The following is a 14,841-nucleotide window of genomic DNA, read 5'->3' as shown; positions in this document are numbered from 1 at the left end:
GCGCTATTTACGCTGTGGTTCCGCTTTTGCAACCGAGGGCAACCTCCGGTTCCTGTAGTTGTTATTTTGAGGCGTTATTTTAGGTAACTCTAAATTAACCACGATAAAGTGATGATGCTCTCATATTAATCCGGACGATCCGGCTTGATAGGAGGTCTCGATGACATTGTTTCGCGCCGCCTGCGGCGCAGCTCTGCTGGTTGCCAGCGTCGACGAGGCCGCGTTGGCCACGACGCAGAATGTCATCTTCAACGGCACGATCGCGCCCACCTGCACGCTGGTCGTTGCCACCAACGGTACGATGACGGCCAGTCCCGATCTCCAGTCCCTGAGCTCCCACAACAGCGGCGGCTCGGCTGGAACCGTGACGCTGACGACGACCGGAGGTGTGTCGCTGAGCGTCGACCCGGTCACCACCATGACGGTGCCATCCGCCGACAGCACGTCGACGACCTGGACACCCACCTACTCCGCCGCCGGCGCGCATTCCATCGTCGAGACCGGCTCGACAACCAGCATCACCACCCCCGGCGCAGATCTCGTCTCGGTTCACCTTGCCGGAACCAAGGGCGGCAGCAATCGCTTCGCCAACGGCAATTATCAGGCAACGGTAACGCTGCGCTGCGAATGACGCGAGCGAAGGAGGGGTCGTGAAACATGCTCGAATCCTGGCGACGGCGTTGGCCGTCGGATTGGCGCCCGTTGCCGCCAAGGCTCAGTCGATGTCGCCGATGCGTGGCGAGATCAACAGCTTCACCGACGTCTTTGCGGTTCGCGTCTTCCCCGCCAATCCCTACGACCGCAACATCCGGGTCGAAATTCACGTCTACGATCAGGATTTCCAGCCGGTAGATGCCAGGGTCTCTCCAAATGTCTTCCAACTGGCCTCCCAGGCCTCCCGTTCTGTCCTTGTGGTTGTGCCTTTCGGCGGCGCTGCCGAGCGTAAAGTGCGTATCTGTACCGAAAGCATCCCCTTTCCCAATCAACAGACGCAGATAAGGGCACAGATATGCGGAAAGTTTTTTGGGCGCCGCAAGTCCTGACACTGGCGCTCGCGGCTGTTTGGGCGGGTGCCTCGCCGGCCGGGGCCGAGGACGTCTACAACCTCAACCAGAACGAAAGCGGCTTCAACCTGCCCGGCGTCACCTTGCCCCAGGGCCAGGACGAGGTCCATGCCGCGGATGGCACCACTTGCCGTTCCGCCGTCTCCGGCTCCGGCGCCTATGTCGATCTCGGCGTCATCAGAGGCAACAGCCAGTCCGACAATGATGTCGCCACTTACGGCCGCGTGGTGATCCCCATCGGGCGTACGCCCAAGCGCGTCGATTGCAGCCGTCTCTACGAGCTTGAGGTCGAGCGCCTTCAGCTGGAGCTGAAGCTCCTCAAAATGGGCCTCGGCACCGACGGCCAGACGGCGAGTATTGCCGCCACCGCTCCCGCGACCGCATCACCGGGGTGGGCCAACGAAGGCTGGAGCATCAGAACCGGAAATGGCGATGGCAAGAAAAAGAAGAAGCAGTAGCCGCGCGCTGTTTGCGATGGCGGCACTTGCCGGTTCCTGCCTTCCGATGCAGGCGGCGATCATCGGCACCTGCACCATCATGGTCGGGGCGTCCGGAACGATGAAGGCCAGTCCCGCCATCAGCATACTGGGCTCCAAACAGGCAGGCGGATCGAGCGCCAGCGCCACCGTGGTGGCAAGCTCCCTGTTATGCTCAATACTCAACCTGCTTGACTGCTATTCGGTTTCGGCGCCGGCGCCTGCCGCATTCTCGTCCGCGCCGAGCGGCGGTGGCACCAACGTGACGTTCGCTTCGGTCTTCCGCCTCGATGGCTCGGGGGCCGATGTCAACGGAAGTGTGCCGCAGAGGGTTGCCAACGGCACCCACGCGATGCAGGTCGACCTCACCGCCACCAAGTCGAGCGGTATCTTTCCCGCCGGCAACTATCAGGGCACGGTCACCGTGCGCTGCGAATAAGGCCGCGACAACTCAAATCGGGCTGGACCATGCGCGTGGTCTGGCAAGCCGCGGCCTTACAGGTTAGCTTCCACGCAATCGGAACGATCTGCGTTCGCCCGGACGCACGAAGACGCTCCGGCATTTTGAATTTGCGTTGCCAGGAGGCCCTGCTTGATTATCGTCATCGGCTCGATCAACCTCGACCTTATCGCCAAGGTCGACCGCTTGCCGAGCCCCGGCGAGACGGTGGGCGGCTCGGCCTTCACCACCGCGCCTGGTGGCAAGGGCGCCAACCAGGCCCTGGCCGCCGCACGCGCCGGCGCCTCGGTGCGCATGGTCGGCGCCGTCGGCAGGGACAGCTTCGCCGCCGAGGCACTGGCATTGCTGCGCGACGGCAAGGTCGACCTGTCCGGCGTTGCCGAGACTCACGCCTCGACCGGCACGGCACTGATCATGGTCGCCGACGACGGCGAGAACATCATCGCCGTGGTGCCGGGCGCCAACGCTTCCGTGGTGCCCGGCGATCTCTCCAAGGCCTTTCTGAAAAAAGGCGACGTCGTGCTGCTGCAAAATGAGATTCCGCTGGCCACCGTCGATGCCGCCCTCGACCAGGCAAGGGCGGCCGGCGCCATCGCGGTGCTCAACACAGCACCTTTCCAAGCGCAAGCAGCCGGCTTTCTCGGCAAGGCCGACTATGTCGTCGCCAACGAAACCGAGTTCGACCTGTATGGCGAAGCGCTGTCGCTGCAAGGCCGCGATCGGGCGGCGCGCATGCGGGACTTTGCCGGAAAGACCGGCCGCACCGTCGTCGTCACGCTCGGCGGCGATGGCGTGATGGCGGCGACACCGACCGAGTTCCTGGCCGTTGCTGCGCGCAAGATCGTCCCCGTCGACACGGTCGGCGCCGGCGATACGTTCTGCGGCTATTTCGCCGCCAGCCTGTCGTCGGGCCTCACGCTCGAACAGGCGCTGGCGCGCGCCGGCGCGGCCGGCTCGCTGGCCTGCCTGAAGCCTGGCGCCCAACCGGCGATCCCGCTCGCCAAAGACGTCGATCAGGCGCTGCAGGAAACCCGTTAGAATGCTGCGTCCTCAAACAAAACATGCCGTGCCGCCGGCAGGCGACATCTGCCGCCTGTCCGCAGTCGAACTCGCCGGCGCGATCCGGGAGAGAGAGCTTTCCGTGCACGAGGTGGTGGCGGCATTCCTCGACCGCATCGAGGCGGTCAATCCGCTGGTGAACGCCATCGTCTCCTTGCGCGATCGCGCCGATATCCTGCGCGAAGCCGATGCGGCCGATGCCAGCCCGACGCGAGCCAAAACCAACCCGCTCTTCGGCCTGCCGATGGCCATCAAGGACCTCGCCTCGACCACGGGCCTCAGGACCTCTTTCGGCTCGCCGATCTTCGCCGATTTCGTGCCGCAGGAGGACGATTTCTTCGTCGAGCGCATCCGCAATGCCGGCGCCATTATCATCGGCAAGACCAACGTCCCCGAATTCGGGCTTGGTTCCAACACCTACAACGCCGTGTTCGGGCCGACGCTGAACGCCTTCGATCCGGCCCTGACCGCCGGAGGCTCGAGCGGCGGCGCGGCCGTTGCCCTGGCGCTCGACATGGTGCCCGTCGCCGATGGCAGCGACTTTGGCGGCTCGCTGCGCAACCCGGCCGCCTGGAACAATGTTTTTGGCTTCCGCCCGTCGCAAGGACTTGTTCCCGGTGGACCCGATTTCGAAGTCTTCCATGCGCAGATGGGCGTCGACGGGCCGATGGGCCGCAACGTCCGTGACATGGCGCTGCTGCTCGATGTGCAGGCCGGTTACCACCCGCACGCGCCATTGTCCTACGACAAACCCGGCTCGTTCCTCGAAGGGCTTGGAATACCCGCAACTGGTGGCCGCATCGCCTGGCTCGGTGACCTCGGCGGTCATCTGCCGGTTGAAACAGGCATTCTCGGCCTGTGCGAGGCGGCACTTGGCCGCTTTGCGGAGGCGTCCTTCGCGACCGAGCCCCTGCTGCCGGATTTCGATTTCGAAGCGCTGTGGCAGGCCTTCGTGACGCTGCGCCAGGCCAGCAGCGGCTGCGCGCTCAAAACCCACTATGACGATCCCGCAAAGCGCCGCCTGCTCAAGCCGGAAGCCATCTGGGAAGTGGAGAACGCAACGCGGCTGACGGCGCCGCAGATCCGCGCCGCTTCGGTCATCCGCACGTCCTGGCATCGCACGCTTCTGTCGATCTTCGCCCGCTATGATCTGATTGCGCTGCCGACAGCACAGGTCTTCCCCTTCGACATCGGTACGCATTGGCCGCGTGAGGTCGCCGGACGCACAATGGACAGCTATCACCGCTGGATGCAGGTTTCCGCCTTCGCGACCTTGGGCGGCTGCCCGGCGGCCAATGTGCCGGTCGGCTTCGACGATAGAGGGCGGCCGATGGGCATGCAGCTGATCGGCCGGCCACGCGGCGACCTTGCCGTGCTCAAGGCGGCGGCCGCCTATGAGGCAACGCTGCCCTGGCCGGTCGGCGCCTGAATCGCACGCGTTGGCGTGCCGCGGCGCTTCGCGCACCGGCTTGCATCGCTATCGCCGCCATGCATTGATTATCCTCAGCCGCGCCGCCTCGGCGGTATTCCTGGGGAAAAAGCATGTCGCTCGAACTCTACGCCGCCTATGTCCTCGCTTGCATCGTCATTATCCTGGTGCCCGGTCCGACGGTCACGCTGATCATTGCCAACAGCATCCGCCATGGCTCGCGCGCCGGCCTCGCCAACGTCGCCGGCACGCAGGCCGGGCTTGCCGTGATGATCGCCATCGTCGGCATCGGCCTCAACACGCTGATCGCAGGCATGGGCCACTGGTTCGAATGGGTACGGCTGATCGGTGCCGCCTATCTGATCTGGATGGGTGTGCAGATGTTCCGTTCCAAGGGCACGTTGAATGCCGATGGAACAGCGAGAAAGCCGCGCGGCGGCTTCTTCCTGCAGGGCCTGCTGGTGGCGCTGAGCAACCCCAAGACGCTGATTTTCTTCGGCGCCTTCTTTCCGCAGTTCATTTCGCCGCAAGGCAACTACTCGCTGCAGATCGCCGTCATGGGTCTGACCGCCATGATCTTCGCCGCCTTCTCGGATTCGACTTACGCGCTGGCCGCCGGCCGCGCCGGGCGCCTGCTGTCGGCCGGCCGCATCAAGCTTTTGTCGAGGATCAGCGGCAGCTTCATGGTCGGCGGCGGCCTGTGGCTGGCGTTTTCGCGGTCGAAGTAAAGGCGGCCGAGCCGGCGCCGCAAGGAGTTGCAGCACCCTGGAATGGCAACAGATTGAAAGTGTGCTGTCCCACCACCACATGAATCTGGCTTGAGGGATTCATGTCTGTCTTTTGGACTTGGGATGGTTTGAAGAGGAACGCGCCTGGCGTGATCCTCTTTATTGGTGCGTTTGCGGTTATGATCATGTTGGCGGCAAACAAATGGATCAACGACGCCAGCCCGATCCGATCGGTCGACACAGTCGAGGCAAACGTCGAAAGTGTCCGGTTGGACCATGGCCGCGGCATATATCTGGTTTCTATCGAGAACGGTTCGTCTGTCCTTATCGATGACGATCACCCGCATCTGATCGGCTCGCGCACAAACATCGAACGCGTCACGCGCGACAATGGCTTCGTCTTCTACCGATTCGTGAATTGAATCATGGCAACAGTATCTTCTCTCAGAAACCGCCTGCTTCTGTTTCAGGCAGAATACCGAGACGCAGTCATTGGTGTCGTATTCTTCTGCGCACTGCCCCTGGCGGCGCTGATCCCGATTGCGATGAACCAGGACAATCCGGTTGTGGCAACTCAGAGTGTGATGGGCACTATCGAGTATGTGAGGTTAATGCCCATCAATCCGAAGATGGCTGCCGGGCGCGGGCTGTATTACACATACGATGTCCGCCTTGATGGCAACAGCGCGGTGACATCCATCGATGATGAAGTGGGGATGCCGCACCTTGTCGGTTCGGTCATCCCCATCGAGCGGCAACATCATAAGCGCGGCGGAGACACCTATCGGTTTCTCAATGAGTGAAGACGCGTGCTCACAAGTTCAGTTCTGTTCTGACGGTCAGTTAAGCCGCCCCAGCCTCTCCACCAGCAAGGCGAAAAACGCATCATGGTCGATGTCGCGCATCACCATGGCGTTCTTCGGCCGTTTGGTGACGCCCCACCAGTCGATCACGGTCATGCCCATGGTCAGTTCCGAGGCGGTTTCCACGCTGACGTTGCAGTTGCGGCCCTTGAACAGGTCCGGCTTCAACAGATAGGCGATGACGCAAGGATCGTGCAGCGGGCCACCGTCGGTGCCGTATTTCTCTTCATCGAAGCGCTCGAAGAACTCCAGCATCTCCGCGGTGGCGGTGCCGACCCTGGTGCCCAGCGCGCGGAAGGCCTGCGTGCGCTTGGCGGTGGTCAGCGCCTTGTGGGTGACGTCGAGAGGCATCATGACGATCGGAATGCCGGATTTGAGCACGACATCTGCGGCCTGCGGGTCGACATAGATGTTGAATTCGGCGGTCGGGGTGACATTGCCGCCTTCGAAGAAGCCGCCGCCCATCAGCACGATTTCCTTGATGCGCGGTGCAATGCGCGGCTCGCGGATCAGCGCCAGCGCAATGTTGGTGAGCGGGCCGAGCGCGCAAAGCGTGATCGTGCCGCTTTCTTCGCTCATCAGCGTCTGGACGATGAAATCGACCGCGTACTGGTCCTGCAGCTTCATCGTCGGTTCGGGCAATTGCGGACCGTTGAGGCCGGTCTTGCCATGCACTTCCTCGGCGGTGACCAGTTCGCGCGTCAGGGGCCGGATGGCACCGGCATAGACCTTGATGTCCGGGCGGCCGGCCAGCTCGCAGATCTTGCGGGCATTCTTTTCGGTAAGCTTCAGCGGCACGTTGCCGGCAACGGCTGATATGCCGACGATCTCCAGTTCGGAGCTGCCGAGCGCCAGCAATATGGCGACGGCATCATCCTGGCCGGGATCCGTGTCGATGATGATCTTGCGTGACTGGGGCATTTCAATTCCTTGTTTGGCGAGGTCGTGGACTTGCGTCGATCCGATCGGAACATCCAAATGACGCCGAAGCGGCCGCGAGCTGCCAGGCCGAACCGCTCGACCAGGGAAGACAATCCCGACCCGCGCGCTTTTCCTTGCATCTGCTCGCCGTTTCAAGCGCCATGTCTGTCATTCCTGTGAGTCCACGGCCTGGTCTTTCTGGGCGGGTCTGTTGACGGCTTGAACTTGGTCGCGGGGCGGACCATATCAAGGCCATCGGGAAAAATGCCATCTGGGTTTTTCCACTTTATGTCGCTCTTGAGAGGACAGTGTAACATGAGCCGAATGACGCCCTTTTCCAGCCCGCTTCTGCTTGGTTTCGACGCCATGGAAAAGACCCTGGAACGCCTGGCGAAGTCCGGTGACAGCTATCCTCCCTACAACATCGAACGCCTCAGCGGCGCCGACGGCAAAACCGAAAGGTTGCGCATCACATTGGCGGTCGCCGGTTTCGCCGAAAGCGATCTCGATGTCACCACGGAGGAAAACCAGTTGGTCGTGCGCGGCCGTCAGACCGACGACACCGAGCGCGAATTTCTTCATCGCGGCATCGCCGCGCGCCAGTTCCAGCGCTGTTTCGTGCTGGCCGACGGCATGCGGGTGATCGCAGCGGAGTTGAAGAACGGCCTTTTGGCGATCGACCTCGATCGGCCGGAGTCCGAACGGCTGGTACGGAAAATAAACATATCGGTGAAAGACTGATCTTTACCGATGGCTCTCATGCGGGATGGCCTTGAGCGGCGTCCTCGCGCCAAGGAGGCTTTGAAATGACCAGAACTGAAAATATCACCATGACCAATGGCGAATTCGCTCATCTCGGCGAGGGCTCGGTCGCTTATCTCAGAAAGGTCTCGAGCGACGAATTGCTCGGCCGTTTCCCCAATCTCGGCGAAATCGCTCCCGGCATGGAACTGTGGGCGCTGTTTGCCGCCAATGGCCAGCCGATCCTGCTTTCCGACGCGCGTGACCGCGCACTGGCCGGTGCCATGGAAAACGACCTGACCACGGTCGCCATCCACTAAGACCCAGCGCGCCGCCCTGTTAGGCGCGACCAGCAGGCTCAAACGCGTAGGGCCGCCCGTGGCGGCCCTTGAATGTCGTCTCACCAGAAAAATTAGGCCGCGTGCGAGGCCTGGGTGTCCGATAAAAGCGCGTGGATAGCCGCGGCGTCGCGCGTACCCCTGATCTTGGCCACCGTGTCGGCGTCACGCAGCACTCGCGCGATGCGCGACAGTGCCTTGAGGTGATCGGCGCCCGCCCCTTCCGGCGCCAGCAGCAGAAACACCAGATCGACGGGCTGATCGTCCAGCGATTCGAAATCGACAGGCGTCTCCAGCCGGGCGAAAACACCTGCGATGCGCTTCACGCCGGCTAGCTTGCCGTGCGGGATGGCGATGCCGTTGCCGACGCCGGTCGAACCCAGCCGCTCACGCTGCAGGATGGTGTCGAACACCTCCCGCTCCGGAATGCCGGAAATCGCCGCGGCCCGTTCGGACAGCAATTGCAGCAGCTGCTTCTTGGAGTTCGCCTTCAACGCCGGCAATATCGCCGGAACGTTGATAAGATCGCTCAGATCCATGCTTGAAAATCCCTTGTTCGCCTGCCGTCACCAGTCCTCACCCCTCGTGCGGCCGGCTCTTATCCCAGTGCGACCTCGTCGTCACCGTGCGACCCTTGTCGTCACCGTGCGACCGTTGTCGTCACGCTTGTGCGACCTTGGTCGTCGACGGGTCGATCCAACCGATATTTCCATCGGGTCGGCGATAGACGATGTTGAGATGGTCGGTTCCCGCGTTGCGGAAGACGAAGACCGGGCTGTCCTTGGTGTCGAGCTCGATGACCGCCGACGCCACCGACATGGTCTTCAGCGTCATGGTTGATTCGGCGACGATGGCCGGCGCGAAATTCTCCGGAATGTCCTCGTCGTCATCGGCAAGCGGCGCCATCACCGTGTAGGCTATGTCGGTTGGCTGGCCGTTGGCGGCGCCCGAATTGTGCGATTTCAGCCGGCGCTTGTAGCGCCTCAGGCGGGTTTCCAGACGGTCCGCCGCCGCCTCGAAGGCAAGCGTCGGATCCTGGGCATCGCCGGTGGCCTGCAGCGAAGCGCCGGAATCCAGCCGGATCATGCAATCCGCCGAATAGCGCGAACCCGATTTGATGACCGTGACATGTCCGGCAAAGCCGCGATCGAAATATTTGCCGATCGCTTCGCCGACACGATCGTTGATGCGTGTCCGAAACGCATCGCCGATGTCCATGTGTTTTCCCGATATGCGCAGATTCATCTGAAAACTGACCTTCCTTGCTCAGGCTTCAAACTGGCCCGAGTTTATACTCGTGATCCGTGCGCACAAGCTTTGCGGCGTCACTTGCGCCGATTTTAAATCCAGACTTTCCGGTTGATCACAAGCCGCCCTTTGACCGTCCCGAGGCCAACGTCGTGACGGACCATCCGCATGCGGGCATCTAGCCCGTCTCATGCGGGCGGGCTTCTAGCCAGTTCACCGCGGCTTGTCAATGAAGTGCTGGCTTGTGGAAAATCGACCCGCCTCAGCGCCCGGCGCTGGCCATCGCACGTTTCTCGCGCCGGCGCTGCACCGAGGAGGGGATATTCATGCCTTCCCGGTACTTGGCGACCGTACGCCTTGCAATGTCGACGCCACTTTCGCGCAACATGTCGACGATTGCATCGTCGGAAAGCACGTCGACGGGCTTCTCCTCGTCGATCAACTGCTTGATGCGGTCACGCACGGCTTCCGAGGAGTGCGCATCGCCGCCGCCCGATGCGGCGATCGAGGCGGTGAAGAAGTAGCGAAGCTCGAACACGCCGCGCGGCGTCAGCATGTATTTATTGGCTGTGACCCGGCTGACGGTCGATTCGTGCATGCCGATGGCGTCGGCCACAGTGCGCAGATTGAGCGGCTTCAGCTGCCGCACGCCATGGACGAGGAAGGCGTCCTGCTGGCGAACGATTTCCGAGGCGACCTTGAGGATGGTCTTTGCCCGCTGGTCGAGGCTGCGCGTCAGCCAGTTGGCGTTCTGCAGGCATTCGGCCAGAAAATCCTTTTCCGCCTGGTTCTTGGCCTGCGGAGAGACCTGGGCGAAATAGATATGGTCGACCAACACCCGCGGCAGCGTTTCGGCATTGAGTTCGACCGTCCAGCTGCCGTCATTGGCCGCGCGCACCTCGACATCGGCGACGATCGCGTCGCTGGCGCCGCCCGAAAACGCCATGCCCGGCCGGGGATCGAGCGCCCGGATTTCGGCCAGCATGTCGAGCAGATCCTCCTCGTCGACACCGCAGATCCGTTTCAATGCGTGAAAATCGCGCCGTGCCAGGAGTTCGAGATTGGCGACCAGCGCCTTCATCGCCGGATCGAGCCGGCTCCGCACGGCAAGCTGCAGCGACAGGCATTCGGCCAGGTCGCGGGCAAACAGGCCGGCCGGCTCGAAGGTCTGACACACCGCCAGCACCTTCGCCACGGCGGCGGCATCCGCACCGAGACGAGCGGCGATCTCGGCCAGATCGGCACGCAGATAGCCGGTCTCGTCAAGGCCGTCGGCGAGGTCGGCGGCGATCAGACGTGCAGCCGGATCGGCGAAGGCTAGCGCCACCTGTTCACCGACATGGTCGCGCAACGTGATCGCAGCAGTCGCCATGTCGCCGGCGTCAAACCACTCGGATGAGGAACCCGCGCCATTGCCGGAAGCCGATTTCCATTGCGCCGTCAGGTCGGGACCGAGCCGCTCGCTGGTGCCCGGGTCGTCGGGAAACAGGTTTTCCAGCGACGTGTCGAGCTTGTCCGAGATCGCCTCGGCGCTCCACTGCGTCTCGTTTTCGAACCAGTCGCCTTCGGGGGCGGCTTGCGGCTCCGCCTCGATCTTCTGCGCCTGGTCGCTGGCGGCATCGTCCTGCGGCTCGGCGCGCTCCAGCAGCGGATTGCGCTCGATTTCCTCGTCGATGAAATGCTCGAGCTCGACATGGGTGAACTGCAGCAGCCGAATCGACTGCATCAGTTGCGGCGTCATCACCAGCGACTGCGATTGTCGTAGCTGTAGTTTGGCCGCCAACGCCATGGTTCGGTTTCAAACGCCTCGTCTACGCATCCGGACTTCCGGAAAGGAATTTTGCAGCCGGCCATAGAAACTGGCCCGGCTTTTGCTTGTCAAGGCAATTGGTAGCAAAACTCGCTTACCGGAGCGTTATCTCGGAGCAAAATCGAGGAAAAAGCGCCGCGCGAACCGCAAAAATCGTGTCAGGAAACAAATTTCACGCTCAGAGGGTGAAACCCTCGCCGAGGTAAAGTCGCCGCACATCCGGGTTTGCCACCACTTCGTCGGCCCTTCCATGGGTCAGCACCTGGCCGGCATGGATGATGTAGGCGCGGTCGATGAGGCCGAGCGTTTCGCGCACATTGTGATCGGTGATGAGGACGCCGATGCCGCGCGCCGTCAGGTGGCGCACCAGTTGCTGGATATCCGCGACGGCGATCGGATCGATGCCGGCGAAAGGCTCGTCGAGGAGCATGTAGGCCGGACGCGTCGCCAGCGCTCGCGCGATTTCCAAGCGTCGCCGCTCGCCGCCCGAAAGCGACATGGATGGCGCCTTGCGCAGATGGCTGATGTGGAATTCCTCGAGCAGTTCGTCGAGATTGCGCTCGCGCACCTTGCGGTCCTTTTCGACCACTTCCAGCACGGCGCGGATATTCTGCTCGACATTGAGGCCGCGGAAGATCGATGCTTCCTGCGGCAGATAGCCGATGCCGAGGCGTGCGCGACGGTACATCGGCATCGACGTGACATCGAAGCCGTCGATCTCGATCGTGCCTTCATCCACCGGCACCAGGCCGGTAACCATATAGAAACAGGTCGTTTTGCCGGCGCCGTTGGGGCCGAGCAGTCCAACGGCCTCTCCGGCGCGCACGCCGATGGTGACGCCGCTGACGACCTTGCGGCCCTTGTAGCTCTTGGTCAGCCCCTTGGCGATCAGGGTTCCCTTGAACTTTCCCGCATCGACGGTCACCGTGGCCGGCGCCGAAAGCTTGCCGGCGGCCCGTCCCGGAAGACGCGCCGTCAGCGACGACAGGCTGGCCATCAGGGGTTCGTCGCTCCCGATTTCGGCGGCGGCGTGATCGACATCTGGACACGTTGCCCAGCGCATGGATCCACCTGAGCCAGCCCGCTTTTCATCTGCACGGTAAGCTTGCAGCCCACCAGAACGTTGTCGTTTTGCGACAGAACGACCTTTTTGCCCGAAAGCACCAGCACCTGGCTCTTCATATCGAAACTGCCTTGATCGCCGGTCGCGATCTGCGCATCCGACTTGATATAGACCTTGTCGGAGATCTCCAGGTGGTCGATGTTGGCCGAGCCCGTCATCGCAGCACCTGCGGCCTCCGTGCCCTTGGCAGCGGCGTTGGGGTCCTTGACGTAGTAGACCGTCATCTTGCCGGCCTTCATCAATGTCGGCCCCTGGACGACGCTGACATTGCCCGTGAAGATGGCGACACTGTCGGCCTGGCGGACTTCCAGCTTGTCGCTCTCGATCTGGATCGGCTTGTCGCCGGACAGTTTGAGGCCTGATTGACTGGTCGTCTGCGCCCATGACGGCACGAGTCCGAGCAGCAGCAACGCTGAAGTTGCAGCCGCGAGCCGCGTCGAACTACTGAGCCGCATTGGTTTCTCCGCTGTTTCCCTGTGCCGCCTTCAGGGCGGCGGAATCGATGTTGACGCGCACTTTGTTCTCGAAAACCAGAATCTTGCCATTGTCCTGAACCGACATCCTATCCGCCGTGATCCGCGACCCGCCACGGCTGACATCGACGGGATCTCCTGTCTTCATAGTGCCTTTGCCCATGTCGAGGAAGACCGATTTGAACTTGGCCTGCATGCCGTCGGTCGTGGTGATCGTGACGTCGCTGGTCAGGTTCATCGTATTGCCGTCGCGATCGTAGGTGCCGTGCGAGGCCTTGACCGCCGCCACATTGTCGGACGCGATCGGCACCTTGGCGTCGATGCCTTCCAGCTCGATGATACCTTGCGTGCTGACATCCTGAATGGCACGCAGCGCCGTCATCGAATAAGGCTGCTTCTGCTTGGTGAAACCGTTGAGCTTGGGATTGGCCATCACCAGCTTGCCGTTGGAAAAGGCAGTGCCTTCCGCCTGAATCTTCACCGAGACGGGTGCGGCGAGATAGGAGTAAACCGGGAAAGCGACCGCTATCAGTGCTGCGGCCACCGGCACGGCAAATTTGAGAACGCGCACGCGGCGCGAATGACGCTGTGCACGGTCGAAAGCATCGCCGCGCGTCCGGCCGTCCGCCGGGGGAGCCAACACCGCCTCGGCGTCGGTCGGTTCAATCGGTCGCGCTAACATTCACTGCTTTCTTCTAACCTTGCCCGCCCTCGGGCACCGCCTATAGGTGGGACGCCGGCGCTTTCAAGCAAGCACAAGCCCACGAAAACTGCAAAAATGTGACAGCCGCCTTTGTACAGACGAAAACGAAGTCCGCACAACTGCGTGTTCTCCATAGCAGAAACAGACACGCGGCGTAAAATTTATCAGCCATCGGTCTCGTCGCCCGACCTGGTGGCGATTGCACGAATATGTGAGCAGACCGACGCCTGGAGAGGGCCCGACCCGGCCCCGTCGACTGCCGACGCGGATAGCCACCTCACGTCCAGGCGCCGACTTGTCTCGCCATGCGCAAAAGAGAACTGCTTCCAGATGGGAGGATCATGGTCTAAAAGCGTCTCCTCCCGCCGACTGAAAGGCTGACCATGGCACTGAGAGCCGACGACCTGATCGACCGCCGCCGTTTGCGGCGCAAGCTGACATTCTGGCGCGTCGTCGCCATAGGCATCATAGCCCTTGGGGTGATTGCGCTTTCAACCTGGTTCTATGGCGACGATTTCGGCGGCTCGACGGTCGACCATATTGCCAAGGTCAAGATCGAAGGCACGATCACCGAGGACGAGGAACTGATCAAGCGGCTGGAAACCATCCGTCTTTCATCGAAGGTGAAAGGCGTGATCCTGTCGATCGATTCGCCTGGCGGCACCACCGTTGGCGGTGAATCCATCTATGAAGAAGTGCGCAAGCTGGCCGCCGACAAGCCGGTGGTGGCGGAAGTCGGCACGCTCGCCGCATCGGCGGGCTATATGATCGCCAGTGCCGCCGATCACATCGTTGCCCGCAAGACCTCGATCGTCGGCTCGATCGGCGTGCTGATCCAGTATCCCGACGTCAGCGGCCTGATGGACAAACTCGGCGTCAAGCTGGAGGAGGTGAAATCCTCGCCGCTGAAAGCCGCGCCCTCTCCCTTCAAGCCGACCAATGACGACGAGCGCGCCATGGTTCGCAAGCTCATCCTCGACAGTTACAACTGGTTCGTCGACATCGTCGCCGAACGCCGCAAGATGAGCCGCGAACAAGCGCTGGCGCTTGCCGACGGCTCGATATTCACCGGTCGCCAGGGCGTTGCCAACGGGCTGATCGACGCCGTCGGCGGCGAGGCCGTGGCGGTCGACTGGCTGGCGACCAAGGGCGTCGATGCCAAGCTCAAGGTCGTCGAGTGGAAGGATACCGAACGGCGCGGCGGCTTCCTGTTCTCGAAAGCGATGGCGCAAACGATCGGCAGTGCGCTCGGCCTGCCCGCCTACAGCAGCGACGTCATCCATGAACTCGGAGCCGACCGCTTGTTTCTTGACGGTCTCGTTTCCGTCTGGCACCCTTGAGAAGCCGTTTGGGGCAAGTGAAAAAAGCAAATAAAATCATCCTCATAATTTTGACCGCACTGCTT

19 protein-coding genes are annotated in these 14,841 nt (G+C 62.2%); 12 read left to right on the top strand and 7 right to left on the bottom strand.

What is annotated here, in order from left to right:
- The first annotated feature begins 160 nt into the window (after positions 1-160).
- The 9 genes from LB519_RS23715 to LB519_RS23675 all read left to right on the top strand — a co-directional run bounded on the left by LB519_RS23715 (position 161) and on the right by LB519_RS23675 (position 6,019).
- Positions 161-631, top strand: coding sequence for a hypothetical protein (locus LB519_RS23715; protein ID WP_027161336.1), 471 nt, complete (start codon positions 161-163; stop codon positions 629-631).
- 19 nt (positions 632-650) lie between these two features.
- Positions 651-1,043 (top strand): hypothetical protein, encoded by a 393-nt coding sequence (locus tag LB519_RS23710; protein WP_027161335.1) that lies wholly within the window; start codon positions 651-653, stop codon positions 1,041-1,043.
- Positions 1,010-1,522, top strand: coding sequence for a hypothetical protein (locus LB519_RS23705; RefSeq protein WP_027161334.1), 513 nt, complete (start codon positions 1,010-1,012; stop codon positions 1,520-1,522). The genes LB519_RS23710 and LB519_RS23705 overlap by 34 nt, the downstream gene beginning before the upstream one ends.
- Positions 1,497-1,979 carry a hypothetical protein gene (locus LB519_RS23700; protein WP_027161333.1) on the top strand — a complete coding sequence of 161 codons (483 nt, stop codon included), beginning with the start codon at positions 1,497-1,499 and terminating at the stop codon, positions 1,977-1,979. Before LB519_RS23705 ends, LB519_RS23700 begins: the two co-directional genes overlap by 26 nt.
- A 153-nt stretch (positions 1,980-2,132) precedes the next feature.
- A complete protein-coding gene (locus LB519_RS23695) occupies positions 2,133-3,038 on the top strand; it encodes a ribokinase (protein WP_027161332.1) in 906 nt (301 codons plus the stop codon).
- 1 nt (position 3,039) lies between these two features.
- Positions 3,040-4,488, top strand: coding sequence for an amidase (locus tag LB519_RS23690; protein ID WP_063173089.1), 1,449 nt, complete (start codon positions 3,040-3,042; stop codon positions 4,486-4,488).
- A gap of 113 nt (positions 4,489-4,601) precedes the next feature.
- On the top strand, positions 4,602-5,216 hold the full coding sequence (locus LB519_RS23685) for a LysE family translocator (RefSeq protein WP_013529595.1): 615 nt from the start codon (positions 4,602-4,604) through the stop codon (positions 5,214-5,216).
- Positions 5,217-5,317: 101 nt separating this feature from the next.
- Positions 5,318-5,638: a hypothetical protein gene (locus tag LB519_RS23680; RefSeq protein ID WP_013529594.1), complete on the top strand. Its 321-nt coding sequence runs from the start codon at positions 5,318-5,320 to the stop codon at positions 5,636-5,638.
- 3 nt (positions 5,639-5,641) lie between these two features.
- Positions 5,642-6,019, top strand: coding sequence for a hypothetical protein (locus LB519_RS23675; protein ID WP_063169006.1), 378 nt, complete (start codon positions 5,642-5,644; stop codon positions 6,017-6,019).
- Between the two features lie 36 nt (positions 6,020-6,055).
- On the opposite strand, the gene LB519_RS23670 is transcribed toward LB519_RS23675, so the two are convergent.
- Positions 6,056-7,000, bottom strand: a complete 945-nt coding sequence (locus LB519_RS23670; RefSeq protein ID WP_024502823.1) for a nucleoside hydrolase — start codon at positions 6,998-7,000, stop codon at positions 6,056-6,058.
- Between the two features lie 315 nt (positions 7,001-7,315).
- On the opposite strand from LB519_RS23670, the gene LB519_RS23665 reads away from it, so the two are divergent.
- Together LB519_RS23665 and LB519_RS23660 are read left to right on the top strand one after the other, a co-directional pair.
- Complete coding sequence (locus tag LB519_RS23665) at positions 7,316-7,741, top strand: Hsp20 family protein (protein WP_013529591.1); 426 nt, start codon at positions 7,316-7,318, stop codon at positions 7,739-7,741.
- 65 nt (positions 7,742-7,806) lie between these two features.
- Complete coding sequence (locus tag LB519_RS23660) at positions 7,807-8,061, top strand: DUF1150 family protein (RefSeq protein WP_023760740.1); 255 nt, start codon at positions 7,807-7,809, stop codon at positions 8,059-8,061.
- Positions 8,062-8,153: 92 nt separating this feature from the next.
- On the opposite strand, the gene ptsN is transcribed toward LB519_RS23660, so the two are convergent.
- The 6 genes from ptsN to lptC all read right to left on the bottom strand — a co-directional run bounded on the left by ptsN (position 8,154) and on the right by lptC (position 13,415).
- Positions 8,154-8,618, bottom strand: a complete 465-nt coding sequence (gene ptsN / locus LB519_RS23655; RefSeq protein WP_013529589.1) for a PTS IIA-like nitrogen regulatory protein PtsN — start codon at positions 8,616-8,618, stop codon at positions 8,154-8,156.
- A gap of 121 nt (positions 8,619-8,739) precedes the next feature.
- Entirely contained in the window at positions 8,740-9,324 is a 585-nt protein-coding gene (gene hpf / locus LB519_RS23650) for a ribosome hibernation-promoting factor, HPF/YfiA family (protein ID WP_013529588.1), read from the bottom strand.
- Positions 9,325-9,589: 265 nt separating this feature from the next.
- Positions 9,590-11,116: an RNA polymerase factor sigma-54 gene (rpoN, locus tag LB519_RS23645; protein WP_024502824.1), complete on the bottom strand. Its 1,527-nt coding sequence runs from the start codon at positions 11,114-11,116 to the stop codon at positions 9,590-9,592.
- Positions 11,117-11,315: 199 nt separating this feature from the next.
- Positions 11,316-12,134, bottom strand: coding sequence for an LPS export ABC transporter ATP-binding protein (lptB, locus tag LB519_RS23640; RefSeq protein WP_013529586.1), 819 nt, complete (start codon positions 12,132-12,134; stop codon positions 11,316-11,318).
- The gene (locus tag LB519_RS23635) at positions 12,134-12,715 is read right to left on the bottom strand and encodes an LptA/OstA family protein (RefSeq protein WP_013529585.1); all 582 of its coding nucleotides are present in this window, start codon (positions 12,713-12,715) and stop codon (positions 12,134-12,136) included. Before LB519_RS23635 ends, lptB begins: the two co-directional genes overlap by 1 nt.
- Positions 12,702-13,415: an LPS export ABC transporter periplasmic protein LptC gene (gene lptC / locus LB519_RS23630; protein ID WP_224621325.1), complete on the bottom strand. Its 714-nt coding sequence runs from the start codon at positions 13,413-13,415 to the stop codon at positions 12,702-12,704. Before lptC ends, LB519_RS23635 begins: the two co-directional genes overlap by 14 nt.
- Before the next feature lie 404 nt (positions 13,416-13,819).
- Between lptC and sppA the strand changes: the two genes are divergently transcribed.
- The gene (gene sppA / locus LB519_RS23625; RefSeq protein WP_224621324.1) at positions 13,820-14,776 is read left to right on the top strand and encodes a signal peptide peptidase SppA; all 957 of its coding nucleotides are present in this window, start codon (positions 13,820-13,822) and stop codon (positions 14,774-14,776) included.
- Positions 14,777-14,841: the final 65 nt, after the last annotated feature.

Source organism: Mesorhizobium sp. AD1-1 (assembly GCF_020164655.1).
In the GTDB taxonomy this organism is placed as follows: domain Bacteria; phylum Pseudomonadota; class Alphaproteobacteria; order Rhizobiales; family Rhizobiaceae; genus Mesorhizobium; species Mesorhizobium ciceri.
This window is presented reverse-complemented; position numbering and strand designations above follow the sequence as displayed.

Coding starts and splice junctions, on each gene's coding strand:
- LB519_RS23715 (WP_027161336.1), top strand. CDS start 161: ATGACATTGTTTCGCGCCGCCTGCGGCGCAGCTCTGCTGGTTGCCAGC.
- LB519_RS23705 (WP_027161334.1), top strand. CDS start 1,010: ATGCGGAAAGTTTTTTGGGCGCCGCAAGTCCTGACACTGGCGCTCGCG.
- LB519_RS23700 (WP_027161333.1), top strand. CDS start 1,497: ATGGCAAGAAAAAGAAGAAGCAGTAGCCGCGCGCTGTTTGCGATGGCG.
- LB519_RS23690 (WP_063173089.1), top strand. CDS start 3,040: ATGCTGCGTCCTCAAACAAAACATGCCGTGCCGCCGGCAGGCGACATC.
- LB519_RS23685 (WP_013529595.1), top strand. CDS start 4,602: ATGTCGCTCGAACTCTACGCCGCCTATGTCCTCGCTTGCATCGTCATT.
- LB519_RS23680 (WP_013529594.1), top strand. CDS start 5,318: ATGTCTGTCTTTTGGACTTGGGATGGTTTGAAGAGGAACGCGCCTGGC.
- LB519_RS23675 (WP_063169006.1), top strand. CDS start 5,642: ATGGCAACAGTATCTTCTCTCAGAAACCGCCTGCTTCTGTTTCAGGCA.
- LB519_RS23670 (WP_024502823.1), bottom strand. CDS start 7,000: ATGCCCCAGTCACGCAAGATCATCATCGACACGGATCCCGGCCAGGAT.
- LB519_RS23665 (WP_013529591.1), top strand. CDS start 7,316: ATGAGCCGAATGACGCCCTTTTCCAGCCCGCTTCTGCTTGGTTTCGAC.
- LB519_RS23660 (WP_023760740.1), top strand. CDS start 7,807: ATGACCAGAACTGAAAATATCACCATGACCAATGGCGAATTCGCTCAT.
- ptsN (WP_013529589.1), bottom strand. CDS start 8,618: ATGGATCTGAGCGATCTTATCAACGTTCCGGCGATATTGCCGGCGTTG.
- hpf (WP_013529588.1), bottom strand. CDS start 9,324: ATGAATCTGCGCATATCGGGAAAACACATGGACATCGGCGATGCGTTT.
- rpoN (WP_024502824.1), bottom strand. CDS start 11,116: ATGGCGTTGGCGGCCAAACTACAGCTACGACAATCGCAGTCGCTGGTG.
- lptB (WP_013529586.1), bottom strand. CDS start 12,134: ATGGCCAGCCTGTCGTCGCTGACGGCGCGTCTTCCGGGACGGGCCGCC.
- LB519_RS23635 (WP_013529585.1), bottom strand. CDS start 12,715: ATGCGGCTCAGTAGTTCGACGCGGCTCGCGGCTGCAACTTCAGCGTTG.
- lptC (WP_224621325.1), bottom strand. CDS start 13,415: ATGTTAGCGCGACCGATTGAACCGACCGACGCCGAGGCGGTGTTGGCT.
- sppA (WP_224621324.1), top strand. CDS start 13,820: ATGGCACTGAGAGCCGACGACCTGATCGACCGCCGCCGTTTGCGGCGC.